At 33.3% G+C, this 23,490-nt stretch carries 25 protein-coding genes and 1 tRNA gene; 15 read left to right on the top strand and 11 right to left on the bottom strand.

Annotated elements, in window-relative coordinates:
- Positions 1–30 precede the first annotated feature (30 nt).
- Positions 31–1,230: an enoyl-ACP reductase FabV gene (fabV, locus tag ACQQ6V_RS08365; protein ID WP_448846190.1), complete on the top strand. Its 1,200-nt coding sequence runs from the start codon at positions 31–33 to the stop codon at positions 1,228–1,230.
- Positions 1,231–1,321: 91 nt separating this feature from the next.
- On the opposite strand, the gene ACQQ6V_RS08370 is transcribed toward fabV, so the two are convergent.
- Positions 1,322–1,750: a hypothetical protein gene (locus ACQQ6V_RS08370; protein WP_448845083.1), complete on the bottom strand. Its 429-nt coding sequence runs from the start codon at positions 1,748–1,750 to the stop codon at positions 1,322–1,324.
- A 179-nt stretch (positions 1,751–1,929) separates the two neighbouring features.
- Here ACQQ6V_RS08370 and ACQQ6V_RS08375 point away from each other — a divergent pair, with 179 nt between their 5' ends.
- The 12 genes from ACQQ6V_RS08375 (at position 1,930) to ACQQ6V_RS08430 (ending at position 9,703) form a co-directional block, all read left to right on the top strand.
- Positions 1,930–2,835, top strand: a complete 906-nt coding sequence (locus ACQQ6V_RS08375) for an endonuclease/exonuclease/phosphatase family protein (protein ID WP_448845084.1) — start codon at positions 1,930–1,932, stop codon at positions 2,833–2,835.
- 251 nt (positions 2,836–3,086) lie between these two features.
- On the top strand, positions 3,087–4,379 hold the full coding sequence (locus ACQQ6V_RS08380; RefSeq protein ID WP_448845085.1) for a tyrosine-type recombinase/integrase: 1,293 nt from the start codon (positions 3,087–3,089) through the stop codon (positions 4,377–4,379).
- A 43-nt stretch (positions 4,380–4,422) separates the two neighbouring features.
- Positions 4,423–4,761 (top strand): type II toxin-antitoxin system RelE/ParE family toxin, encoded by a 339-nt coding sequence (locus ACQQ6V_RS08385; protein ID WP_448845086.1) that lies wholly within the window; start codon positions 4,423–4,425, stop codon positions 4,759–4,761.
- Positions 4,743–5,063 (top strand): type II toxin-antitoxin system RelB family anti-toxin, encoded by a 321-nt coding sequence (gene relB, locus ACQQ6V_RS08390; RefSeq protein WP_448845087.1) that lies wholly within the window; start codon positions 4,743–4,745, stop codon positions 5,061–5,063. The genes ACQQ6V_RS08385 and relB overlap by 19 nt, the downstream gene beginning before the upstream one ends.
- Positions 5,064–5,073: 10 nt before the next feature.
- The gene (locus ACQQ6V_RS08395) at positions 5,074–5,388 is read left to right on the top strand and encodes a hypothetical protein (protein WP_448845088.1); all 315 of its coding nucleotides are present in this window, start codon (positions 5,074–5,076) and stop codon (positions 5,386–5,388) included.
- Between the two features lie 32 nt (positions 5,389–5,420).
- A complete protein-coding gene (locus tag ACQQ6V_RS08400) occupies positions 5,421–6,191 on the top strand; it encodes a hypothetical protein (protein ID WP_448845089.1) in 771 nt (256 codons plus the stop codon).
- 113 nt (positions 6,192–6,304) lie between these two features.
- A complete protein-coding gene (locus ACQQ6V_RS08405) occupies positions 6,305–6,589 on the top strand; it encodes a helix-turn-helix domain-containing protein (RefSeq protein ID WP_448845090.1) in 285 nt (94 codons plus the stop codon).
- A gap of 2 nt (positions 6,590–6,591) precedes the next feature.
- Entirely contained in the window at positions 6,592–7,002 is a 411-nt protein-coding gene (locus ACQQ6V_RS08410; protein ID WP_448845091.1) for a hypothetical protein, read from the top strand.
- Between the two features lie 2 nt (positions 7,003–7,004).
- The gene (locus ACQQ6V_RS08415; protein ID WP_448845092.1) at positions 7,005–7,247 is read left to right on the top strand and encodes a hypothetical protein; all 243 of its coding nucleotides are present in this window, start codon (positions 7,005–7,007) and stop codon (positions 7,245–7,247) included.
- Positions 7,248–7,345: 98 nt separating this feature from the next.
- Positions 7,346–8,638 carry a hypothetical protein gene (locus tag ACQQ6V_RS08420; protein WP_448845093.1) on the top strand — a complete coding sequence of 431 codons (1,293 nt, stop codon included), beginning with the start codon at positions 7,346–7,348 and terminating at the stop codon, positions 8,636–8,638.
- 20 nt (positions 8,639–8,658) lie between these two features.
- Positions 8,659–9,000, top strand: coding sequence for a hypothetical protein (locus tag ACQQ6V_RS08425; RefSeq protein ID WP_448845094.1), 342 nt, complete (start codon positions 8,659–8,661; stop codon positions 8,998–9,000).
- A gap of 109 nt (positions 9,001–9,109) precedes the next feature.
- Positions 9,110–9,703 carry a hypothetical protein gene (locus tag ACQQ6V_RS08430; RefSeq protein WP_448845095.1) on the top strand — a complete coding sequence of 198 codons (594 nt, stop codon included), beginning with the start codon at positions 9,110–9,112 and terminating at the stop codon, positions 9,701–9,703.
- A 226-nt stretch (positions 9,704–9,929) separates the two neighbouring features.
- Here ACQQ6V_RS08430 and ACQQ6V_RS08435 read toward each other — a convergent pair.
- A tRNA-Cys gene (locus ACQQ6V_RS08435) sits at positions 9,930–10,000 on the bottom strand.
- A 196-nt stretch (positions 10,001–10,196) separates the two neighbouring features.
- On the opposite strand from ACQQ6V_RS08435, the gene ribB reads away from it, so the two are divergent.
- Positions 10,197–11,318 (top strand): 3,4-dihydroxy-2-butanone-4-phosphate synthase, encoded by a 1,122-nt coding sequence (ribB, locus tag ACQQ6V_RS08440; protein WP_448845096.1) that lies wholly within the window; start codon positions 10,197–10,199, stop codon positions 11,316–11,318.
- 25 nt (positions 11,319–11,343) lie between these two features.
- On the opposite strand, the gene fmt is transcribed toward ribB, so the two are convergent.
- The 5 genes from fmt to folK form a co-directional block, all read right to left on the bottom strand.
- Positions 11,344–12,291 (bottom strand): methionyl-tRNA formyltransferase, encoded by a 948-nt coding sequence (gene fmt / locus ACQQ6V_RS08445; protein WP_448845097.1) that lies wholly within the window; start codon positions 12,289–12,291, stop codon positions 11,344–11,346.
- A 1-nt stretch (position 12,292) separates the two neighbouring features.
- A complete protein-coding gene (locus ACQQ6V_RS08450) occupies positions 12,293–14,194 on the bottom strand; it encodes a RecQ family ATP-dependent DNA helicase (protein WP_448845098.1) in 1,902 nt (633 codons plus the stop codon).
- A gap of 87 nt (positions 14,195–14,281) precedes the next feature.
- Positions 14,282–15,727 (bottom strand): OmpA family protein, encoded by a 1,446-nt coding sequence (locus ACQQ6V_RS08455; protein ID WP_448845099.1) that lies wholly within the window; start codon positions 15,725–15,727, stop codon positions 14,282–14,284.
- A gap of 46 nt (positions 15,728–15,773) precedes the next feature.
- The gene (locus ACQQ6V_RS08460) at positions 15,774–16,844 is read right to left on the bottom strand and encodes an OmpA family protein (RefSeq protein WP_448845100.1); all 1,071 of its coding nucleotides are present in this window, start codon (positions 16,842–16,844) and stop codon (positions 15,774–15,776) included.
- 23 nt (positions 16,845–16,867) lie between these two features.
- Positions 16,868–17,281, bottom strand: a complete 414-nt coding sequence (gene folK / locus ACQQ6V_RS08465; protein ID WP_448845101.1) for a 2-amino-4-hydroxy-6-hydroxymethyldihydropteridine diphosphokinase — start codon at positions 17,279–17,281, stop codon at positions 16,868–16,870.
- 20 nt (positions 17,282–17,301) lie between these two features.
- On the opposite strand from folK, the gene sppA reads away from it, so the two are divergent.
- Complete coding sequence (sppA, locus tag ACQQ6V_RS08470; protein ID WP_448845102.1) at positions 17,302–19,050, top strand: signal peptide peptidase SppA; 1,749 nt, start codon at positions 17,302–17,304, stop codon at positions 19,048–19,050.
- Positions 19,051–19,142: 92 nt separating this feature from the next.
- On the opposite strand, the gene ACQQ6V_RS08475 is transcribed toward sppA, so the two are convergent.
- From ACQQ6V_RS08475 to ACQQ6V_RS08490, 4 genes are read right to left on the bottom strand one after another with little or no spacing between them, the layout of a single operon-like run.
- Entirely contained in the window at positions 19,143–19,802 is a 660-nt protein-coding gene (locus ACQQ6V_RS08475; protein WP_448845103.1) for a DUF6048 family protein, read from the bottom strand.
- On the bottom strand, positions 19,768–20,259 hold the full coding sequence (locus ACQQ6V_RS08480; protein WP_448845104.1) for a DUF6452 family protein: 492 nt from the start codon (positions 20,257–20,259) through the stop codon (positions 19,768–19,770). Before ACQQ6V_RS08480 ends, ACQQ6V_RS08475 begins: the two co-directional genes overlap by 35 nt.
- Positions 20,260–20,297: 38 nt before the next feature.
- The gene (gene rlmD, locus ACQQ6V_RS08485; RefSeq protein WP_448845105.1) at positions 20,298–21,704 is read right to left on the bottom strand and encodes a 23S rRNA (uracil(1939)-C(5))-methyltransferase RlmD; all 1,407 of its coding nucleotides are present in this window, start codon (positions 21,702–21,704) and stop codon (positions 20,298–20,300) included.
- A gap of 16 nt (positions 21,705–21,720) precedes the next feature.
- Positions 21,721–23,214: a TlpA family protein disulfide reductase gene (locus ACQQ6V_RS08490; protein ID WP_448845106.1), complete on the bottom strand. Its 1,494-nt coding sequence runs from the start codon at positions 23,212–23,214 to the stop codon at positions 21,721–21,723.
- Positions 23,215–23,490: the final 276 nt, after the last annotated feature.

Below are 23,490 nucleotides of genomic sequence, written 5' to 3' on the forward strand. Positions count from 1 at the left end.
GCGTAATTTGCGATGTTAAAAATAATAAAAATGATTATCCAACCAAGAACAAGAGGTTTTATTTGCTTAACAGCGCATCCTGATGGTGCTTTGCAAAGTGTTAAAAATCAAATTGAATATGTTAAATCTAAAGGCGAACTAAAAAACGGTCCTAAAAAAGTATTAGTCATTGGTGCTTCTACTGGATTCGGTTTATCATCAAGAATCGAAGCGGCTTTTGGATCTAATGCAGCAACTATTGGTGTATTTTTTGAAAAACCTGCCTCTGAAGGAAAAATGGGAACTGCAGGTTGGTACAACTCAGCAGCTTTCGAAAAAGAAGCTCATGCTGCTGGATTATATGCTAAAAGTGTTAATGGTGATGCTTTTTCTGATGATATCAAAAAGCAAACAATAGAGCTTATCAAGCAAGATCTTGGTCAGATTGACTTAGTCGTTTATAGCCTAGCATCTCCAAGACGTACGCATCCTAAAACAGGTGTTGCTTACGCTTCTGTTCTTAAACCAATTGGCGACGCCTTTACTAATAAAACTGTAGATTTTCACACTGGAGTTGTTTCTGACATCAGCATTCAGCCAGTAGAAAATCAAGAAGATATAGACAACACCATCGCTGTAATGGGCGGTGAAGATTGGAAATTCTGGATGGAAGATCTTAAAAATGCTGGCGTTTTGGCAGATGGTGTAAAAACTGTTGCCTATTCTTATATTGGCCCTGAACTTACATTCCCAATCTATAGAAACGGAACAATTGGACAAGCAAAAAATGACTTAGAAGCGACTGTAACTGTTCTTAACGATCTATTGTCTGAGCTTAATGGTACATCTTATGTTTCTGTTAACAAAGCATTGGTAACTCAGTCTAGCTCGGCAATCCCTGTTGTACCATTGTATATTTCTTTATTGTATAAAGTAATGAAAGCCAAAGGAACACACGAAGGAACCATTGAGCAGATACAACGTCTTTTCGCGGATAGATTATATACAGAAAATGGAGAAGTTCCTTTAGACGAAAAAGGAAGAATCCGTATTGACGATTGGGAAATGGCTGACGATGTACAAGCAGAAGTTGCAAAACTTTGGAACAATGTTACCTCAGAAAACCTTGCCGATATAAGCGACATAGAAGGTTATAGAAAAGACTTCTTTAATCTTTTTGGTTTTGAAATGGATGGAATTGATTACGAAAAAGACACTAACGAAAATGTAACTATCCCAAGTATTGGATAATTACAACATTCTCATAAAATAGTAAAAGTCCAAAGATTTCTCTTTGGACTTTTTTATTAAAGCATGATACCTTAAAGATTTCACGATACTATTAAGGCTTCTTACATTCTGAATAATCGACTGTAAACTTATAATTTTTATCGCTAATTTTTTGGATATTAGGGTTAGAGTTATGTGCTGGCTTATAAGCTGCGCCCGTTCCTAAATCTACCCCAATACCGATAATTCCCCAAGAAATAACACTTAGTATAAAATTACCTGTTCTGAAAGATTTATCAAAAGTTTGAGTTTTAGGCTCGCAACCATTTTCTTTCACCTGAACGTTTAACACGCGGTTTCTAGAAAAAAGCCCATGAGCATTTCCTGTTCCTATTTTGTTACCGTCAACATAAATATCTGCATTGGGATGATTTTCAACAGATATATCTGCTGCATACTTACTCCCTCCAAACATTACACCACAACTCGTCATTGATAAGGCAGAAGCCGCTATCATAGCACAATATAAAGCTTTTTTCATAGTTTTTTCACTCTCTCGATTTACTTCATTATAAAGCTAAGGACGTCGAAATAGAAAGTATTTTTAAAGTTAGTTTGCCCGCCCATTATTAATAATCGCGCAATAATAGTAATTTTATTTCAAATTATTTTATGGGAAACCTTATTTTTGTGCAAATCTTCAACATTTCCATGATGTCTATGAATTCTGAATTAATACTTTTTTATAATGTAGAAAACTTTTTCCCGCCAGATACAGAATTTCAAAATCGTCCTTATTCTGGACTTTATAACTGGAATCCTTACAAATACAATTTGAAAATCAACAGAATAAAAAATGTATTTCGTTTTATCTATGAAGATTATAACAGCTTGCCTCTTATTGTAGGTTTGGCAGAAATTGGCGCTTTATCCGTCTTGGAAGATCTTAAAAAAGACGATTCTCCGCTTAGTAAACATTCTATAATTTATCAAAAATCGCAGGATTCTAGAGGCTTAAGCGTCGCAATGCTTTATGACGAATCAAAATTAGAATTGATACACTCTCAATTTTTAAATTTCAATATTGATGATAATTCAGAAAATAAAACTAGAGATATTTTGCATGCTGAGTTTATTTTCAATCATCAGAAACTCCATGCATTTACCGTCCACCTTCCTTCCAAAAGGCTTCAGGATGCTAAAAAAGATCTACGGAAACATATCATTAATGAGTTTTACAAAGTATTAGAAGTTTTGTATCAAAAAAATGAAGCCGTTATTATCATGGGTGATTTTAATGAAAATCCTGATGGAGACGTTATCCAGCAATTACTGTATGATAAAGATAAGCACCGCGTTTTAACGAATCCTTTTGAAGATTTATTTCAAAAAAATGTATATTCTTCATTTCATGGTAAAGAAGGTGTATTATTTGATCAAATTATTTTTTCTAATGAATTACTGAAAGATCAATTTAAAAATATCACTGCAGAAATTTACAATAACATCCGATTGAAAAATAAAGATGGAAAACATAACAAATATCCGTCAAGAACTTATTCTGGCTCACGTTATATGAATGGCTACAGCGATCATTTCCCTGTCATTTTAAGATTAAAGAAATAACCCCATAAAAAAAACCCTAAAATATTGGTTAACAATAAATTAGGGTTTACAATTGAGGTGCCTAGCGTACCCGACAAACGATTTTTATAGCATTTTCGTAAAACTTAAAAATACGCCACAAATCCTTTATTAATGGTACTTTACAATGGCATGTAGTTGCATAGCGTTTTACTAAATTTCAGAACGGTTGGAATTTGGTTGGAATTAATTCCAACGGATTTTGTACATTTGATTGTTCAAAAATTTCAAATATGGCAACCGTTAAATTTCGGGTTTTACACAAAACCGAGAACGCTCAAATCTATATCCGTTTTTCAATTGATAGAGATAATGTTTTCCAAATCAAAACAGGGAAAATCATCAATCCGAAATACTGGAGCGTAAAAACATCTCGACCTATCCAAACCCAACCAGAGTTCAAAATACTTTACACAGAGCTAAATGAGTTGGAAACCTTTGTTTTGAAAGAATATAATTCTGATTATTCCAAAGGCGTTATTTTCTCAAAAGATTGGTTAGCGGAAAAGATTGATAAATTCTACAACCGCATCGAAGTCAAAGAAGATGATTCTGTTTTCATAAACTATCTGCAAAACTTCACAGACTTCAAACGCAGTACTGCATCCTACACAGAATCTACATTAAAAAAATACAACAACCTGAAAGACCGTTTTCTATCTTATCAAAAGAAGAAAAAGAAAATCTTTCTATTGCAGGATGTAAGTTCCAAAATCTTAATTGATTTCAAAAACTACCTTATCACAGATTGCAACCTGATGGAAACCACAGCCGTAAGATTTATTAAGAATCTGAAAACAGTTTTATTTGATGCAGAGCAAAGTGGCAAATCTATCCATTATTCCATTAGAGGATTCAGTACAGGAACAACCAACACAGAGTACAAAGTTTTCCTTTCCTTTGATGAGATTGAGAAAATAAAAGACGTTACAACACTCAATACAGATTGGAACATTGCCCGAGATTGGTTGGTACTTGGTTGCTATCTTGGGCAGAGAGTATCTGACCTTTTGAGGATGAACAAACGGATGATTTACACCAAAACTGACAGCGAGGGGAACGCATTCCGATTCATTGAGATTAAACAGCAGAAAACAGGGGAAAAAGTAGTAATACCAATCCACGATGAGGTGGAAACCCTTTTGCAAAAATACAACGGAGATTTTCCGCCAATACTTGCCGTTAATTTTGATTCCAATGCAGTACTGTTTAACCGCCACATCAAAAAGGTTTGCGAACTCGCAGGAATTGACGAAATGATAAAGGGCAAAGTGTACAATGAGGACAAAAAGAAAAACGAAATTGTAGAAACGGAAAAATATAATTTGGTAAGTTCCCACGTTTGCAGACGTTCGTTTGCGACTAATTTTTACGGAAACAAAGAATTTACAACACCTCAACTGATGAGTATCACAGGACACAAAACAGAAAATATGTTTCTGAACTACATAGGCAGAACCGCAGACGATTGGGCAATGCAGACCGCAAAGACTTTCAAAAAACTATCAAACCAGAAAATATCTTAAAAACAGAATGTAATTAATTTGTTACATTTGCATAGTAATTGATATGAGAATATTATTTAGAACACCCGAATTTGATGAGTTTGTAGAAAATTCTAATGAAAGACTAAGAAACAAAATCCTTTATATTTTTGACATTTTGGAAACACAAACCGTCATCAATTCTAAAATAATCAAGAAACTCACGAATACAAATTTGCATGAGTTGAGAATCCAAACAGAAAACGAATATCGGATATTAACTTTTTCCATTGACCACGAAAATATCAATCAGGCAACAACCATTTTATTGATTTCGGGATTTATGAAAAAGGCAACAAAGGACTACGACAAAGAAATAAAAAAGGCAATTAAAATTTTAGAAAAATGGACAGACCAAAATTAGACATAGAAAAAATAAAAAGAGAACTACCAACCGCAAACGACTACTTAGCTGAAAAATACGGTAAACACGGCACACCCGAACGTGAAGAGTTTTCTGCAAAGGCACTAGCCTATTACTACGGAGAACTGATAAAAGAAACCCGAAAGGAACAAAAACTAACCCAGCAGGAACTTGCCGACAAGATAGGAAAAGAACGTGCCTACATTGCAAAAATAGAACAGGGCAAAACAGATTTGCAGATTTCTAATTTTACCCAGATCATCAATGCATTGGGATTGAGTTTGAAAGTGTCAGGAAATTAAATAATATACCATGAAAGCAATAGAGCCAATTAAACCAATATATTTTATACCGAAGTGTAAAGGTAAAATCGAAGAGCAGTTTATTATCCAATCGGAAAATGAATACTCAAGAATTTGCAAAGATATTAAAGAAATGAGTATTACAGATTTGAAAATTCTCATTAAATCAGATATTCCGTTTAGATTAGATTATATTAAAAATTGGCAAAAAAACCAAGATTTTAATGATTTTCTTAAAGATGATATAATTAGACAAAGAGGGTGTTATACTTTATTTTTACGCAACGTATTCTATTTCCCCGATATAACATTTCAACGCAACTAAAACAAAGGCAACCAATTACAAACGTTCAAAATATGTTTAGCAAAGACGACACATTAGAGGAATTCTACGAAAAATATCATAAAATAATAGATGAGGATTACAAAAACAATTTACTACAAAATTATAATGATAGTGGTAATGATTATCCTACATTTCTACATAATGAAAAAACAAAATTTACAAATTATTTAGAAACTATTGACGACATCCTAGACCCAATGTTAGAAAAAGGATGGGAAAAATTAAACGAATTAGAGCGGAATTTTTCGGACGATGAAATTAAGATAATCGAAAAAACAATGGAAGATTATTTTAAAGACATTCCCGAAATTAGGTTTATGGTGAGTTTTCTTTTGGTTAAAGAATTACTTGAAAAAATTAACATCCACCATTCAAAAGAAATACTTAAAGAATACTGCGAGTATAGTGTTGGCGATAAATATGTAACACTTCAACAAAAGACTATTAAAGAAAAATGCAAAGAGGTAATTTTATTTTTTGATGTAGAAATACAAAAAGAGCAAATTAAGGGAACAAACCTAAAACCTAAATCTAAATTATCCAATCCAAAAAAATTAGCATTATTACAGGAATTAGGAATTTTTGATTTGCCTATTATGAAAAACTTATCGGATGACAAACAAAATGAAATAATAGGACTTTTGCTAGATGCTGATAAACAGGAGTTTGTTTATAAAAACAGATTAAATATCAACTCTAAAAATCCCAATTATCAAATTGACAAATATGGCTCATACAAGTATCTAGATGAGATGAAAAAACTATTAAAAGAAATGGAATAAAACAATAAAAAATTATTTATGGGAGCGATATGGGAGTGTTTTTGCACTCCCTTAATTCGTTATAAATAGACCTTTGTCTCATAGAATTTCAAAAATTTCAAAATATAGAAACTATGAGTCAATTACAAATTATCGGTTATGATTTACCCGACTTTTTCGCAGAGTTAAAAAAATCACTTATTCCCGAAATTTCGGAAAACCTTTCCGCAAAATTCCAACCTAAAGAACCAACGGAATACCTCACACGTTCCGAAGTCTGCAAACTTCTAAAAATTGACCTTTCCACTTTGCACCGTTGGAGAAAGGATAATACAATCCCTAGTTATGGGATGGGTAACCGTGTGTACTTCAAACGTTCGGAAGTAGATGCAATTATTAACCAAAACAAATTGAGTTAATAATGAAAACGGCAACCACTTACATCCCCGACAGCTACAAATTAACCTACATCCTCGATGAGGTTAAAAAGACCTTTGCGCAATTCAAACAGCAGTCCGCAGAAAAACCGCTATTATCTGAACTGGTAAGGCTAGAAAAAAACAACGGTTATAATTCCATTTCGGGCGCAAACTTACTTTTGAGAATACGCAACGCTACGAATTGGAGTAAATGCACCTTAACAGGATTGCGACCAACGGAAACAGATAATTTCTACTATTCAGATTTGCCAATACAGGGTGTAAAATCTTTGTGCGTTATCAAATACCTTTCCAATGTTGGTACGATTGAAATACGAGCCTGTAAACAATTCTATCCACACAATGCGACTGACCGCACCCGATTAGTAAAACATTTAATTCAAAACTTTTAACAATGGAACTTAGAAAATTAGCAACCGCAATGGATAACGCCAAAGATGAGTTAAAAAATGGCGTTACCGCAGGATTTGAACAAGAAATATTAAACCAATCATTTAGAGAGTTTGCAGACTTGCATTATATCCTTACAGGGGAAGTATTGGAAGTTATGCAATTTATGGAGTATCGGAATTGGTTGGATTGGTACAATAGCGAAACGCCAAAAGAAAATATCACTAAAACAAAAACACCTTTTTAAAATTGAACAACAAAAAAAGGGAGTGCAAACCGCAGTCCCTTTATGTTCAAAATTTGCAATAGTGGCAACCATTACAATACGCCAAAGATAGAAAAATAATGATAGATAACACTAAGTTTTTAACGGATAATCAAACCATAATTGAGAGGATGCAAATGCACCCCGATTTTGTGGTGTGTAAACCGAAAAACAACTATTATCATTCATTGAAACATTCTGTATATGGTATCAAACTAAGTTTAGATTTCAGAAAGGCAGTAGAAAACGGAAGTGTAATTGGTTACGGACATTTGGAAATAAATATAAGTCCACACTATCATTTTAACCAATACCAACACAATGGGAACGATTTTACGCCTTATGATTGCATAAACTCACTAAATGACATCTTCGAGTATTTAGGCATTAAAAAAGATGAATTTGAAAGTTTACGAGTGGTTAATTTGGAATTTGGTTTAAACATCATTCCCGATACGGATATTAAAAACCTCATCAATGGACTATTTTTCTATAAAAAAACACCTTTCAAAATTGGAGAGTTTCCATATTTCAGAATAACCGATGCAACCAGCTATAAAAAAATAAAGGCATACGCTAAAGGTTTGCAGTTTTTGGACTATCCACAATACGGCATCCATCCCAACACATTCCGTTTTGAAGTCAAGACCAAACAATTTAAAAACGTTGCAACCTACGGAATAAACATCTCTACTGATTTGCTGAATTTAGAAACCTACAACCGATTAGGGCAAAGTTTATTGAACGAATGGGATTTTATTCTATGTAGCAACAAAGAACCCGATTTGAGCAACTCAAACACCGATGAGGTAAGTTTTATCGAACAGGGTAAAAACGTTGAATTTTGGAGCAAATTAATATCCGAAAAACATCGAAATACTTTCCAACTAAACAAGGAAAAATATTACAAAATGTTGGGGAGAAAAAACAACCTCCACCAACAAATAAAAACCAAAATTGTAGATAAAATTTTCATTTACTCAAAATGTGCAAATTCCACACAGCGAACCCCCATAAATAGGGAAAAATTACAAAATGAAATAAACACCTCTACACTGATAAACTTGGAATATGCACATTTTACTCAATGTTTAGTTACAGGATTGGATATATCAATGCAGAAAAAAGGGAGTAAGTTTTTATGCGTTAAAGGTTTGAAATATTACAAAGAAAACCAACCCGAAACCTACCAAAAACTAACTGAAAAATATTTGACAGAAAAACAAAAGGGAAAAAGTTTTGACCGCCAAAATTATTTTATAGCGCACAATATCCGAAACGCCAAAACCAACCCAACCCACAACCCGAAATACAGCCGTGAAAGATTTGAACAACGGAACTACAACAAACAACAACTGCAATTTAATTTTTAATCATATTAATACTTAAACCAATGGAAAAATTTAAAATTACAATCAAAGTAAGAAAACACGAACCGCTCACAATTGACGAATCTGATTTAATCCACCTATGTTGGGAAAACATAATCGAGATTCAAGAAATAAACCCACAGACCGCAGACGATTATTTGAGCAATGAAAAATTAGGGGAATATGTGGACGACTTAATGCAAAACTACTTCACGCTGAAAATGATTTACAAGGAATACAATTTGGAAACCACCCACGAAATGGCACAGATTGAAGATAGAATTTTGAACTATCAAAAACGACTTTTCAAAATAGCGGAATTGGAAACATTAAAAAACGAGTTCAGACCAGCGTTTGAATTATAGAAAAACTTAATGATAATGCACCTTTATAATTTTAGAGGTGCAATTTTCATTAAAGATTAAATATAAAAGTTCCTTAATAATTTAGGTTTAAATATAAACTGATACAACAATGGGAAGATATGCAACCTATCCAACAGAGATTGAAAGATTAAAAATGATTTCAATTGCAGATTTGAAACGAATGAAATTATTAACACCCGATAATTTCGTAACTACAACGATAAACTGGACGAACCGCAACACCAAAGAAAACAACGGTTCAATATCCGTATCTATTCATACGGGGGAAAATAACGGCTCAATTACATTTGATTATACATATCGAGATACAGAGAAGATAAGATACACCGCCCAACTCATCACAAGACCATCAAATTTGGGAAATGGAAAATTATGGTTTTTCGTTTGTCCAAAGACCGCAAGAGTTTGCAGAAAATTACATTTGATTAACGGTTATTTTAAACACCGTTCCGCCAATCCAAATTTGATGTACGAAAAACAATTAGAATCAAAGAAAATGCGAGAATGGAGCAAAATGTTTGGAATTATGTTAAATGACGAGGTTTATCAACAATTGTATAGCAAACATTTTAAAAGTCACTACAATGGCAAACCAACAAAAAGATTTTTAAAGTTGTCAAAAATAATAAAGAAAAAAGAAAATACAAGTATTGAAGATTTTGAACGGTCTTTTTTGATGTGATTATCTATATTCCACTATCTGTACACATGTGAATAAAATATAAAAAAAAGTTAGACGAGTCTAACAATTAACTGATGTAATAATGTTTCAATATGTTTCGGAATTTTCGGAGTCCATAAAAAAGAAATAAAACACACTTTTTTCAAATGGTTGGAATTTGGTTGGAATTATTGAGAAACAAAAAACCCTAAAACATTGTAAATAAATGAATTAGGGTTTACCAGTGAGGTGCCTAGCGGATTCGAACCGCTGTAGATGGTGTTGCAGACCACTGCCTAGCCGCTCGGCCAAAGCACCGTTTCTTGGTTTGCAAATTTAAGTATTTTTTCTTTAAAACAAAGACTTCTTGCAAAAAAATATTTTAGAGTCTGATTCTCAAGCAGAAAAATATTTCTACCATAATAATTTCAATCTCTAATATGATTGTTATCAATCAAAATCCTTTAGTAATTATCTTCTATTGAGTATCTTTGCAATCATAAAAAATAGTAAAATGGAAAAATTCCAACTCAATACCATAGCAGAAGCTATAGAAGACCTTAAGAACGGAAAAATGGTTATCGTTGTTGATGACGAAAACCGTGAGAATGAAGGTGATCTTCTTGCTGCTGCAGAATTAGTAACAACAGAGATTGTCAATTTTATGACCATCCATGCGAGAGGCTTGATATGCATGCCACTTCCAGAAAAACGTTGTGATGAGCTAGATCTGCACTCTATGGTAAGTAAATCTACTGATCCTAAAGAAACTGCTTTTACAGTTTCTGTAGACTTATTAGGAAATGGCGCTACAACAGGAATCTCTGCTGGTGACCGTGCAAAAACCATAAAAGCTATTATGGACACAGCGACCAAACCGTCTGATCTTATGCGCCCTGGACATATTTTCCCATTACGTTCTAAGGAAGGTGGTGTTCTTAAAAGAGCTGGTCATACAGAAGCAGCAACAGATCTAACAAGATTAGCAGGTCTTAAGGAAGGTGGCGTAATTTGTGAGATAATGAATGACGATGGTAGCATGTCACGCATACCAGATCTTATTGAATTTGGGAAAAAACACGATCTTAAAATCATTTCTATCGAGGATCTTATCCATTACAGATTGAGAAAAGGTGATCTTGTAGAACGTATTGAAGAGCGTGATGTCAAAACATATTATGGTGATTTCAGATTCTATGCCTTCCAAGAAAAACCTGGCGATCAGATCCATTTTGCCCTATCAAAAGGGACTTGGACTGCTGACGAACCAGTTATGGTACGCGTACAATCCTCTAGCTCATATTTTGATGTATTAAGCAGAATTACCAACGGAGAGCAACCATTGTTAGAAAAAATAACTAATCTTATCAACAAAGATGGCAAGGGCGTTATTGTGTTTATCAACAATGTTTCTAACTCAGAAACTACATTGAGAAAACTTCAACAATTCATGAATTTCCAAGGAGGTCAAGAGAAATATCCTACCATTATGGCTAACTACAGAGATTATGGCATAGGAACTCAAATCTTAAAAGATCTTGGCATCAGTAAATTTAAAGTTATTACACAGACTCCAGAACACAAACCTGTAATTTCTGGTTATGATGTAGAAGTTACCGAGATGATTTCTTTATAAAAAACCAAAATGGCTTAGTGATTAACTAAGCCATTTTTATTTGATCAAAATTCCTAAAACCATTCAGGAAATCTTTTAGAGCCATTCTTTTTTTGCCTTGAAGTTGTAATTCTTCTGGGAAATAATACCCATCTTTTGTGGCTATTTTAAATTCATTTTTAGAAATAAAAACCGTTCCTGGATTATTATTATGATCTTCTAATTGAAAATTTCCTTTAAATAATTTTAAAGATTTATCTTCATTCTCAATATTCAAAACTGTAAAAGCTGTCGGGTAAGGCGACATACCTCTTACAAAATTATGAATGGTATTGGATGCTTGATTCCAGTCTAATTTCAAGTCATCTTTAAAAATCTTATAAGCAGTTTTAGGATTTTCTTTTTCTGGCTGAGGATGCTCTTTAAGCTGTCCATCTGCCAATTGATCCAATGTTTTAACAACTAATTTAGCACCTAAGAACATTAATTTATCATGAAGACTTCCTGCATTATCTTCTGGCAAAATATCAACCGAATCTTGAAGTAAAATATGCCCTTCATCTATTTTTTCATTGATAAAAAACGTTGTTGCTCCCGTTGTTGTTTCACCATTAATCACCGCGAAATTAATTGGTGCAGCACCACGATAATCAGGTAATAACGATGCATGAAGGTTAAAAGTACCCATCGCAGGAATAGAAAATAACATCTGCGGCATCATTCTAAAAGCGACCACCACAAAGATATCAGCATTAAGTGATTTTATACTTTCTAGAAACTCAGGATTTCTTAATTTTTCTGGCTGAAAAAGCTGTAATCCTTCTTCCTCAGCATAGACTTTTACAGGAGATGCTGTTAACTTTTGTCCTCTTCCACTGGCTTTATCAGGTGCAGTAACCACTCCAACTACCTCGTGTTGAGACTGATGTATAGCCTCTAACGCGGTCTTAGCAAATTCTGGCGTTCCTAGAAAAACAACTTTCAAATTCTTCATATTACTGATTTATCATGTAGGTTTTAAAATTCAACATTTTTATTTTCCCTAAATCTAAAAGGAAAATCAAATTTTCTAATAATTTATCTTTTGGATAAAAACTAAGCTGGATGGTTAGCTCATCCAAGGTATATGGTCTTTTTTGTAATTGAGATAAAATTTGGTTTAAAATTGCATTAGATTGATTAGGTTTTTTGCTTTCGCAAACATCACAATTATTACAATTAGGGGCGTTTTTTTCACCAAAATAACGCAAGATTAATTTCATTCTACAATAATCTTTATTGCGAATAAAGAATTTCATTTCTTCCCATTTCTGCAGTTTATTCTTTTGAATAGCCTCAAATAATTTCCAATATTGCCCAAATAATCTCCGCTCATCACGAGGTTTGAGAAACTTTACGCTAGAAAGATTACCGTCTAGATATTCTAAATAATTTTGCTTCTGCATGTCCAAAACACGCTCTTTAAAAAGAGGTAGGCTAAAGCTATTTTTTTCACAAAAATACTTTTCGCTAAAATGAACTTTATGACTACTCAATCCCGAAATCGTACGGAATAACAACTCCATAAAGTAAGCATCTTTCTGCGGTAATAGTTCTAAATCCTGAGGATTAATAAGAGATTCTATTGTAGAAAGGCTTTTGGTATTTTTATAAAAAACCAATTCTTGATTATGCAAAAAGGTCAAAACATTAATGATTTTAGCTCTTGATGTTTTAGTCAAATTCTGGATTCGGCTTAACGCTAAAGCGAAAGTTTTCTCGGGCAACTCAAACTCAGCAATTTGAAAAATTGAGTACAAAAACGTTAATATTTTCTGATATTCTTCTTTAGTAGGACTTTGATTTTTTAAAATAGAATCTATATTGTTAAGCTCTACTTCATTCCATAACAAATATGCCAAAGAAGGCTCACCATCTCGACCTGCCCTTCCTATTTCTTGATAATAATTCTCAATGGATGGCGATGGAGAAAAATGTATGACAAATCTTACATTATCCTTATCAATACCCATCCCGAAGGCATTAGTAGAAATCAAAACATGATTATTACTATCCAACCAACGCTTCTGGATTTGATTCTTAACAGATTTTGTTAATCCTGCATGAAAGTAATCAACATTAAGATACTTATCTTGTTTCAGATACTCAGCAAGATGCTCCGCCTCCTTTCTGGTCCTCGTATATACAATACCAGAATTTCTGTTCTGTAATAATGTATCTCTGACAACTTTATATTTGTCTGTTATATCATTAGCAACAATTTTAATATTATCTCTCTTAAAACTTTCCTTGTAGATGACAGGTTTTTTAAGCTCTAATTTTGTCGCAATTTCGTCTACTACTTTATGGGTCGCAGTTGCTGTAAGAGCTAAAATTGGAACATTTTTAAACTCTTTTCTAAAATTTTGAATATTCTGATAACTCGGCCGAAAGTCTTGTCCCCACTCTGAGATACAATGTGCCTCATCCACTGCAATAAAAGATAAATTAATCTCTTGGATCCTTCTTAAAAACTCTTGATTACGAAGACGTTCTGGCGACACATAGAGTATTTTTGTAAAGCCTTCTATGCATTTATTATAAATAATTTCGGTTTCTGCTTCGTCTAATTCTGAACTGAGGTAGTCTGCTTCTATCCCAATTTTTTCTAAACTTAAAAGCTGATCTTGCATTAAGGCCAAAAGTGGTGAAATCACTAGACAAGTCCCTTCCAAAATAATTGCAGGCAGCTGATAACACATAGATTTTCCTCCGCCAGTAGGCAATAAAGCAAGTGTATCTTTACCAGAAATTACACTTTCTATAATTTCTTTCTGAGCATAACGAAACTCCTGAAAGCCCCAAAAGTCATTAAGGATTTTATAAATTAAGGTTTCTGTTTTGCTTTGCGAAATCATGATGTAAAAATAATGAAATAAGATCGCTTAGAAAACAAAAAACCGCTAAGATTTACTTAGCGGTTTTTTTATATTGAAAATAAAAATTTATTTAGCTTCGAAATAAACTCTTCTATTAGCTCTATTCTTCCATTCTGGACACTTAGTAGCTGGGTTACATTCTGGATAAAGAAGATCTTTTTCTCCTTTCCCGATAACTTCTAATTTAGAAGCATCTGCTCCATTTTTAATCAAGAATGTTTTAACATTACCTGCTCTTCTTTCAGAAAGCTTTTGATTATAAGCCTCTGCTCCACGAGTATCTGTACCTCCTATTACTTTAAATCCTGAATTAGATGCATTAATATGATTAATCGCATTATTTAAAATTGGAGTATTAGCAGCAGTAATTTTATCAGAATTAAGGTTGAATTCTATTCCTTTAATTGCTGATTCTATCTCTACAACAGTACCACCATCTTTAACAGGTTCTATAGGACATCCGTTATTTTCTACTGGTCCAGGAACCGTAACACATTTATCGTAAAGATCGATAACACCGTCTAGATCAGTATCTAAAGCAACACCTGCTCCATCTACTCTAGCACCAGCTGGTGTATCTAATTGACGATCCCAATCATCACAAACGCCATCATTATCTGCATCTCCTTTTTTACAAACTTCAACATCTTGACTTTTATCTGCAAGAACATCTAGTTTATAATAAATTTCTTGTAATGGATCATGCCACATTAGATGTGACTGATGCTTACCTAGCTTAAGAGAAACTCCTAAAGTTGCATTAAAGAAATTATCAGAAATTTGCTCTGAGTTAAGATTAATACCTGTCTGTCCTGGTCCTCCTCCATCGAAATTATCATCACCAGTCATGACGTACATTGCTCTTGCTTCAATATCTATTCTATTGGATACATTATACTTCACTCCGGCACCTGCTTGTGCAAATAAAGAATTTAGTTTAAAAGGTTTAACCTCTGTCACTAATGCTTGATTGTAAACTGGCCCGGCATCTTGACGATATGCTCTGTATGCTAAAGTACCAATACCAGCATAACCATGAAGCGCCCATCTATAAGGTGATTTATTATCTACTCTTCTTAATAAATTAGAAAAATTAACATCTCCTAAAATTGATATTGCATCGTATTGCGTTCTTGCACCACCAGTTCTACCATCTATTGGAGTATGATCTTTTGTATTAACATATCCTTGTCTAGTTTCGCCACGATCATATTGAAGGTTAAGTCCAAATGCGTGAGTTATAGCTTTGTCAACACTAATATATGCAGAGTATCCAAAAAGATTTTTACCATTTCCGTTTTTGATAGAGGTCATGTCTGCAGACTGCATAAGTGGTACACCAGCACCAGCAGAAATAGCCCAATCATTAAATCTCTTTGATTGTTGCGTAAAAGGCGATACATTTTGTGATCCCGAATTTCTTTCTGTTTCGGATGAAGCACTTTGTGCTAAGGCAATGTTAGGTAGTAATAATCCTGCCATTGCAACTAAGGTTAATAAATTTTGTTTCATATTGAGTATTTTTATTTAAAAAATGAAGAACATGGGTAATTTTCTGTTATTTAACAAGAGGACAACCGTCATTCTCTTTAGGTCCTGGTACAGTTACACATTTGTCATATAAATCAATTACACCATCTAGATCCATATCTAGAGCAACTCCCGCTCCATCAACTCTAGCACCTGCAGGTGTATTGAGCTCTCTATCCCAATCATCACATACACCGTCATTATCTTGATCTCCCTTTTCACAAACTACAAAATCTTTAGAATTTTCTTCTAAGGCTTTTGTTTTGTTATATATATCTTGAAGAGGATCAAACCAACCTAATTGTTTGTCTTTATTACCAATTTTGAAATTTACAGCTAAATTTACAGATAGTAAATTATCTGATCTTCTATCATTAAGTTGAGTATAAGTTTGTCTAGATGGATCATAATCTCCTGGATCTGTATATCCACTTCCATCAAAAGTATCATCTCCTGATATTAGGTACATTGTTCTTAACTCTAAATCTACTAGTTTCGACACATTATATCTAAACCCTAAACCAAAATTGTAAGCTATAGAATTAATATCAAGCTTTTGATTAATCTCTAATGGTCTTCTGTATGGCGTACCAGTACGGAACTCGCTGTTATCTTCAAGATAAGTATCATAACCCATAAATCCTATCCCAGCATATCCATGTAAAGACCACTTAAAATTAGAATGATTATCGACACGTCTCATAAGATTAGAAAAATTAACATCTCCTAATAAACCGACTTGTCTATATTTTGTCCAACCATGTGCTAAACCTGATTTAGCATTCATAAAAGCTTTCTGATTGGTTTTACCTTGCTGATAAAAAAGACTTAATCCAAAAGTATGATTAATCTGCTTATTGATACTTCCAATACCATTCCATCCCCAGTTGACTTTACCACCATAGAATGAAGTAAGATCAGAATGAATCATAAAGGCAGTACCTCCGCCGACAGTAATAGACCAATCTTTAAATAATCTGCTTTTGTTAGTGAACTTTTCTGTTTTCTCAGAACCTGAAGAAAACGTAGTCGCATTAGATGTTTGCGAAAAAGACAAAAAAGGCAATGCAGCTGCCAAAAGAATTAATGTTTTTTTCATATTTGTGTTGTTTATCTACAATTTTATAATTGATCGAGAAGTTCTCTAGAAAACTTTCTCTGCTCCAAATGTCTATAATGGGGAAGTTCTAATGACTGAGAAAAAAACATCACATTATCATAGCTAACAATGTCAATATCTATTATCCGATCTTGATAACCTCCTAACATTTTAGAATCTTTCAGCCTTCCCATTTTTACTTCAATATATTTCAATTTTTGAAGTAAATTAATTGGAGATAGTTGAGTTTCAATTATAATTGCAATATTACAAAAAATATTAACACTATCAAATTCCACTGGTTTCGTTTCCATGATTTTTGACATATTAACAACTTTGCCTGCCTCATTTTCAATATTCTTTATTGCATTCTCAATATTCTGCCTCGGAAAATTAATATTACTTCCTAGTAACAAAACGACATTGTGTAACGACATATATTATAAATTAATTTTATATGAAATCTTTTTTCAAAATTGTTATTGCAAATATAGTGGCTTTTATGCTAATTGGTCTTCTTATTGTGATTGGCTTTTTTGCTATGATATTATTAGGCTCTCTTAGTGATACGTCAACTAAGATTAATAAGAATTCTGTCTTAACACTTAATTTCAAAACTAATATTATTGATAGCCCAACAGAAGAAGAGCAGTCTATATTCAACCTTAATAAAAAAAGCGAGAATGTAATGCTATTAGATATATTAGATGCGATAAAGAAAGCAAAAACAGATGATAACATCAAGGGTATCAGTATAGAAACTGATAATATCAACGCTGGGATGACGCAATTAGATAACATAAGAACTGCTCTGGAAGACTTCAAAAAGAGCGGGAAATTTGTATACGCTTACGGAAATGCTGTTTCTCAACCAGCTTACTATCTTGGCTCTGTTGCAGACAAATATTATCTAAATCCTTCTGGTGGTATAGAACTAAAAGGAATGGCTTCTGAGGTTACTTTTTTCAAAGATTTTGCTGATAAATATGGCATCGGAATAGAGGTAATTAGACATGGTAAATTCAAGGCAGCCGTGGAACCTTTCTTGAGAAACGAAATTTCTCCTGAGAATAAAGAGCAACTTTCTACTTTACTTAATGACATCTGGGACAGAACTTCCAGCAGTATTTCTAAGTCTAGAAAAATTAACCCAGAAGAATTTAAAACAATTGTTGACAGTCTCTATGGCGTAATCCCTGATCTTAGCCTAAAATATCGTCTTGCAGATCAATTAATACAAAAAGGAGAATATGATAATTTGATTAAGCAAAAAATAAATTTAAAAGCAGACGACAAGCTCAACAAAGTATCTTTTAACAAATACATCAACAGTCTTGATACCGATTCTGAAAGTAATCAGATTGGTCTTCTTTATGCATCTGGAGAAATTAATAGTGGAGAAGGTTATAACAATATCTATTCTGAAACTTTAATTAAAGAAATCAAAAAACTTAAAGACAATGAAAAAATAAAAGCTGTAGTGCTCCGCGTTAACTCACCAGGAGGAAGCGCCAATGCATCAGATGAAATCTTGTTCGAGCTTCAACAACTGAAAAAGAAAAAACCATTAATTGTTTCTTTCGGTAATTATGCAGCTTCTGGCGGTTATTACATATCTATGGCTGCTGATAAAATATACTCTGAACCTAATACAATTACTGGATCTATAGGCGTATTTGGCTTAATTACTTACGCCAAAGAAATTGCCAATAAAAACGGAATTAGAGCAGATGTCGTTTCTACTAACGCTAACTCTAACATGTACTCTATGCTCAATGGTATTACGCCTGGCACTGTAAGCATCATGCAAAGAAGTGTAGAAGGAACTTATAGCCGTTTTGTACACTTTGTAACTCTAAACAGAAAAAAATCTTTTGAAGAAATAGACGCTGTTGGTGGCGGTAGAGTTTGGTCTGGTACAAGTGCTAAGAAAATAGGTCTTGTAGATGAGTTAGGTAGCCTTACAGATGCTGTTAAGTACGCTGCAAAGCAAGCCAAATTAGACAAATACAGCATTAGCTCTTATCCTGCAAAGTCAACACCGTTTGAGCAATTTTTCAAAAACATGAACGAGGACGAAGTTTCTGCTAAACTTATCAAGAGTAAAATTGGTGCAGATAATTATAAAATCTTCCAACATATAACAGATCCTAAGGCTCAATCAGGAATTATGATGCAACTGCCCTACGACATTAGTATCAAATAAAAGAACCACCTTAACTTAATTAATAATTGTTAAATGAAAAGTCCGGCACAATATTTTGTGTCGGACTTTTCTATTTTTGTAAATGATTTATATTAAAACTTGTAAGCAATATTCCAGCTAAATCCCATCCCGAATTTACCTGAACTTTTCCCAAATCCTGCAACAATCATTGGATATAACTCGTCTTGTTTTGTAGTATAAGCTAAGTATCTAGGCTGTATATTAACATCAATAAAAAAATTAGAATCAAATAATTGTACACGCCCACCAATAACTGCTTCTACCCAATATGACGATTGTTGTGACTCTGCTAATGCTACAAAAGCATCACCACCACCAGAACCTCGTATAGGAACAGAAAAATATTCTTGCTTATAAAAACTTCCTACTACTTTTCCGCCTCCATAAAATCCATTAAAATGATTCTCCGGATCTGAAGTCAGCATATAAAAAGCCCCTAACTTTACGAACATCCCATTAACCGTGGCATTGTAACCATTTTTGTCATAGCTATTTTTATCAAATCCTAAATCCGAAACAGCATGTACATTACGAGAAATCCTAGAAGATATAAAACCTTGGTATAATTTTCTATCTCCAAAAAATCCAGAACCAGCATTCAAAACATCAACTCCAACAATAAAATTGGGTTGATACTGCCACTTCTTTTTAATTGTATCTTCGGCTTTCTTCTGAGAAAACCCGAAAGTCATACAACTAAAACTTAAGAAAAAGATGAGCTTTTTTTTCATCTACAATTACATTTTGAGGAGATTCAACATTAAGAACAGGGTCTTTCACTAATAATTCTGACGTTACATTATGGTATAATTTCTTATAACCACAAGCCGGCGAAACATAGATTGATTCTGTTGTATAATTAACTCTAACTTTTGATTTTGGTCCTTTATAAGACTTGCTCACATAGACATCTGTAAAGGTAGAATTATCAACACGCAACGGTATTGTCACAGAATCCACATCCTTCATTTTAATCATATTCTTCAGAGTACCATTGCCATAATCCACATCAATTCTTAAAGAATCTAATCTGGTCAATTTATCCTCTCCATTTTCTGAAGTTGTTTTAAATTTAATTTTCAGTCTTGGTGTTGCTTCTGCACTTAGACAGATATCATCATCTCCTCCACAAGACATTAGACTTATGGAAGCGAAACAGAGTAAAACATATTTAAAACAAAATTTCATTCTTTAAAATTAATGATTAAAACTGAACAAATTTGAACCTATTTTTTAACCAACAAAGCGATATTTTCCACATGATGAGTCTGTGGGAACATATCTACTGGCAAAATTTTCACCAAGTCATAATGTTCTTTCATCAATGCAATATCTCTTGCTTGCGTTGCAGAATTACAACTTACGTATACAATTTTCTCTGGTGATAATTTCAAAATCTGCTCAACCACTTTTTGGTGCATACCATCTCTTGGAGGATCCGTTACCAGAACGTCCGCTTTAGGATGTGATGCCAAAAACTCGTCGGTAAATACTTGCTTCATATCACCGCAATAGAATGTACAGTTCTCTAGACCGTTAAGCGCTGCATGTTCTTTAGCTGCTTCAATTGCTTCTGGTACAGCTTCTATACCGATAACTTCCTTGGCATTTCTAGCAATATATTGCGCAATCGTTCCTGTCCCTGTGTAAAGGTCATATACGACTTCGTCGCCTTTAAGATCTGCAAACTCTAGCGTTTTTCTGTAAAGATTAAGTGCTTGCTTATAATTAGTTTGGAAGAAAGATTTTGGTCCAATTTTAAATCGAAGTCCATCCATCTCTTCATATAAGAAACCTTCTCCCGAATATACCTGAATATCTAAGTCGTAGATGCTGTCATTTCCTTTTGGATTAATAGCAAAAAGTAAGGTTTTAATCTGTGGAAATTCTTTAAGAACCGCTTCTAATAGTGAGATTCTTTGCTCTTTATTATCTTTGAAAAACTGAAATAAAAGCATCCATTCTCCTTTAGAATTCTGACGAAGCATAAAAGTTCTTAACAAACCTTTCTGCTCTCTTACATCAAAAAATTCTAAACCATTATTAACAGCAAAATTCTTAACAAAAAGACGCATTGCATTAGACGGATCTTCTTGTAAGAAACATTCTTTAAGATCCAAAATCTTGCTCCATTGCCCCGGAATATGAAATCCTAAAGCATCTCTGTTACCATAATTTTCTTCGGAACTAATTTCGTAATGAGTTAACCATCTTGCATTAGAGAAAGAAAACTCCATTTTGTTTCTGTAGAAATAATGTTCTTCTGCACCAAGAATTGGCATAGATTCAAAATCATCAAAGCCACCAATTCTCTTGATGTTATTATAAACTTCTTCGTTCTTGTGGAACAATTGTTTGTCATAAGCAAGATTCTGCCACTTACAACCACCACAAGTCCCAAAGTGCACACACCTTGGATCAACACGATCAGGAGAAGGTATCAACACTTCTACCGCTTCGCCTTCGTAATAGTTGCTTTTAGCTTTCTTAACTCTTACATTAACTACATCTCCAGGTACAGCACCGCTAACCAAAACGGTCTTACCTTCTTCTGTTTTACCAACAGAAACTCCTTTCGCACCAGCGGAAAGGAGTTTTATATTATCTAATACTAGATTTCTTTTTTTCTTCATTAATAAGAATAATCAATTATTTTGCAGCGTGAGGTTCTGCTTGTTGCATCTGTTGCATCAACTCAGGTGTTAACTGTGCAGGCGCAGCAGTTGGTGCACTAAGACCTGTTAATTTATTAAGTAACTCTATAAGTTTCTCATCACCAAGATTATAAAAAGTTGGTCCTGCTACTTTTCCGTCCTTATCTAAAACTAAAAATCCTGGCACCTTGAATCCATAAATAAAATAGTCTTTTGCAAATTTAGAACCTAAGCCTCCTTCTGCATACAAGTTAGTCCCCGCAATACCTTTCATCATAGAATTAGAAGTTTTTGTAAACTGCTCTTTGGTATCATCTAAATTGACAAATACAAAGTTAGTTTTTGATTTATAGAAATTAAAAACTTCTTTTAAAACAGGTATAGTAGATTGTGCGATATAAGGATTCCAAGAAGCATAAGTCATTACCAGAGTTGGTTTCCCTTTAAAATCAGCCATAGAAGCAGACTTACCATCAGCTTTTACCAAAGAAGAGCTAGGTGCTTCTGTCCCTTTTGCTAATCCAAATACAGCATCAAAAGCGTTATTAAGGTCTTTTTTTACTTCTGTATTTTTAATATTAGCTTCAGCAACTTTCTTAAGATCTGCAATATTTTCTGTTGAAGGATTAAGGTCAAACTTAGCAATAACAAACGCTAATAAATAGTCCTTTGTATCTTGAGACAACTCTTTTTTAGTATCTAGAAACTTCGCAAACATAGAAGACATAGACGCCTTATTATCAGATTTTTCTTGAGCAAATTTTTGGAAATCTCTTCCGATTTTGTTCAATAAATAGTTTCTGTACGTTGGCAATTCTTTAACCATTCTATCATTATTAGCTTCAAAAGTTTTTTGATAGTCTAAAAATTCTTTAGAAACCTTGAAATTAGGATTGTTAACTGCCTGCCCATGAGTAGATTCATACTGTACTAAAAACGTCAAAATATTAGTTGCTAACTCATCTTTTTTCAGTTGTATAACTTCGCTATCAGGCTTATTCTTAGCTGTTGCGTCGTCTAAGTTTTTATTAAGATCTACATTGATTTTTTTGATGTCTACAAGAAATGCTTTTTCATCTTTTGCCAATAGATTCATATCAAACTTAGAAAGATATGTTTCCATAAAATTCTGAGTTTCTTTAATAAAATCATTATTAGCTTTTGCATCACCTTCTACACGATATACTGTAGGAAATGTTCCCGCATCACCAATAATATTAAGCGTTTGGCCTTTTTTTACATAGACAAAACTCATCTGTCCTCCGTAAGTCATTGCGTACAAACCACTTTTTGGAGCATTAAACTCTCCTTTAAATTCTCCTTTTTCATTAACGCCTAAGTTGATTAATGGTAAAGTTGCTACACCAGAAGCCTCAATAAACTCAATTCTCTCTAGTGGAGATCCTCCATTAATTTTACCGTTAATCTTAGTTTTTGAACAAGAAATAATAAATAAACTCGCCAAAACTAATAAACATAGTTTTTTCATTACTAATTAATATTTGATTGCAAAAATAGCAGATAAAAAGCTGAAATAAAAATTATACCAAAAGAATTGTGAATATATTAACAAGAAACAATTTATGTTTTTAAAAATTGTATAAATCAATCATTCAATATAAATATCTCATTTCTAATATCTAGCATTGAATCTCTATATTAAAGGGTATAATTAAAAAACTCAATCAAATAAATGATTGAGCCATAAAAAACGGTCTGTCACTTACTCTATAATTTTCTATATATAATGAGGAAATATTGAGTA

It is taken from the genome of Chryseobacterium electrogenes (genome assembly GCF_053553015.1).

Bases quoted from the DNA above. Each gene is read 5' to 3' on its own strand.
- fabV (WP_448846190.1), top strand. From the start codon at position 31: ATGATTATCCAACCAAGAACAAGAGGTTTTATTTGCTTAACAGCGCAT.
- ACQQ6V_RS08370 (WP_448845083.1), bottom strand. From the start codon at position 1,750: ATGAAAAAAGCTTTATATTGTGCTATGATAGCGGCTTCTGCCTTATCA.
- ACQQ6V_RS08375 (WP_448845084.1), top strand. From the start codon at position 1,930: ATGAATTCTGAATTAATACTTTTTTATAATGTAGAAAACTTTTTCCCG.
- ACQQ6V_RS08380 (WP_448845085.1), top strand. From the start codon at position 3,087: ATGGCAACCGTTAAATTTCGGGTTTTACACAAAACCGAGAACGCTCAA.
- ACQQ6V_RS08385 (WP_448845086.1), top strand. From the start codon at position 4,423: ATGAGAATATTATTTAGAACACCCGAATTTGATGAGTTTGTAGAAAAT.
- relB (WP_448845087.1), top strand. From the start codon at position 4,743: ATGGACAGACCAAAATTAGACATAGAAAAAATAAAAAGAGAACTACCA.
- ACQQ6V_RS08395 (WP_448845088.1), top strand. From the start codon at position 5,074: ATGAAAGCAATAGAGCCAATTAAACCAATATATTTTATACCGAAGTGT.
- ACQQ6V_RS08400 (WP_448845089.1), top strand. From the start codon at position 5,421: ATGTTTAGCAAAGACGACACATTAGAGGAATTCTACGAAAAATATCAT.
- ACQQ6V_RS08405 (WP_448845090.1), top strand. From the start codon at position 6,305: ATGAGTCAATTACAAATTATCGGTTATGATTTACCCGACTTTTTCGCA.
- ACQQ6V_RS08410 (WP_448845091.1), top strand. From the start codon at position 6,592: ATGAAAACGGCAACCACTTACATCCCCGACAGCTACAAATTAACCTAC.
- ACQQ6V_RS08415 (WP_448845092.1), top strand. From the start codon at position 7,005: ATGGAACTTAGAAAATTAGCAACCGCAATGGATAACGCCAAAGATGAG.
- ACQQ6V_RS08420 (WP_448845093.1), top strand. From the start codon at position 7,346: ATGATAGATAACACTAAGTTTTTAACGGATAATCAAACCATAATTGAG.
- ACQQ6V_RS08425 (WP_448845094.1), top strand. From the start codon at position 8,659: ATGGAAAAATTTAAAATTACAATCAAAGTAAGAAAACACGAACCGCTC.
- ACQQ6V_RS08430 (WP_448845095.1), top strand. From the start codon at position 9,110: ATGGGAAGATATGCAACCTATCCAACAGAGATTGAAAGATTAAAAATG.
- ribB (WP_448845096.1), top strand. From the start codon at position 10,197: ATGGAAAAATTCCAACTCAATACCATAGCAGAAGCTATAGAAGACCTT.
- fmt (WP_448845097.1), bottom strand. From the start codon at position 12,291: ATGAAGAATTTGAAAGTTGTTTTTCTAGGAACGCCAGAATTTGCTAAG.
- ACQQ6V_RS08450 (WP_448845098.1), bottom strand. From the start codon at position 14,194: ATGATTTCGCAAAGCAAAACAGAAACCTTAATTTATAAAATCCTTAAT.
- ACQQ6V_RS08455 (WP_448845099.1), bottom strand. From the start codon at position 15,727: ATGAAACAAAATTTATTAACCTTAGTTGCAATGGCAGGATTATTACTA.
- ACQQ6V_RS08460 (WP_448845100.1), bottom strand. From the start codon at position 16,844: ATGAAAAAAACATTAATTCTTTTGGCAGCTGCATTGCCTTTTTTGTCT.
- folK (WP_448845101.1), bottom strand. From the start codon at position 17,281: ATGTCGTTACACAATGTCGTTTTGTTACTAGGAAGTAATATTAATTTT.
- sppA (WP_448845102.1), top strand. From the start codon at position 17,302: ATGAAATCTTTTTTCAAAATTGTTATTGCAAATATAGTGGCTTTTATG.
- ACQQ6V_RS08475 (WP_448845103.1), bottom strand. From the start codon at position 19,802: ATGAAAAAAAAGCTCATCTTTTTCTTAAGTTTTAGTTGTATGACTTTC.
- ACQQ6V_RS08480 (WP_448845104.1), bottom strand. From the start codon at position 20,259: ATGAAATTTTGTTTTAAATATGTTTTACTCTGTTTCGCTTCCATAAGT.
- rlmD (WP_448845105.1), bottom strand. From the start codon at position 21,704: ATGAAGAAAAAAAGAAATCTAGTATTAGATAATATAAAACTCCTTTCC.
- ACQQ6V_RS08490 (WP_448845106.1), bottom strand. From the start codon at position 23,214: ATGAAAAAACTATGTTTATTAGTTTTGGCGAGTTTATTTATTATTTCT.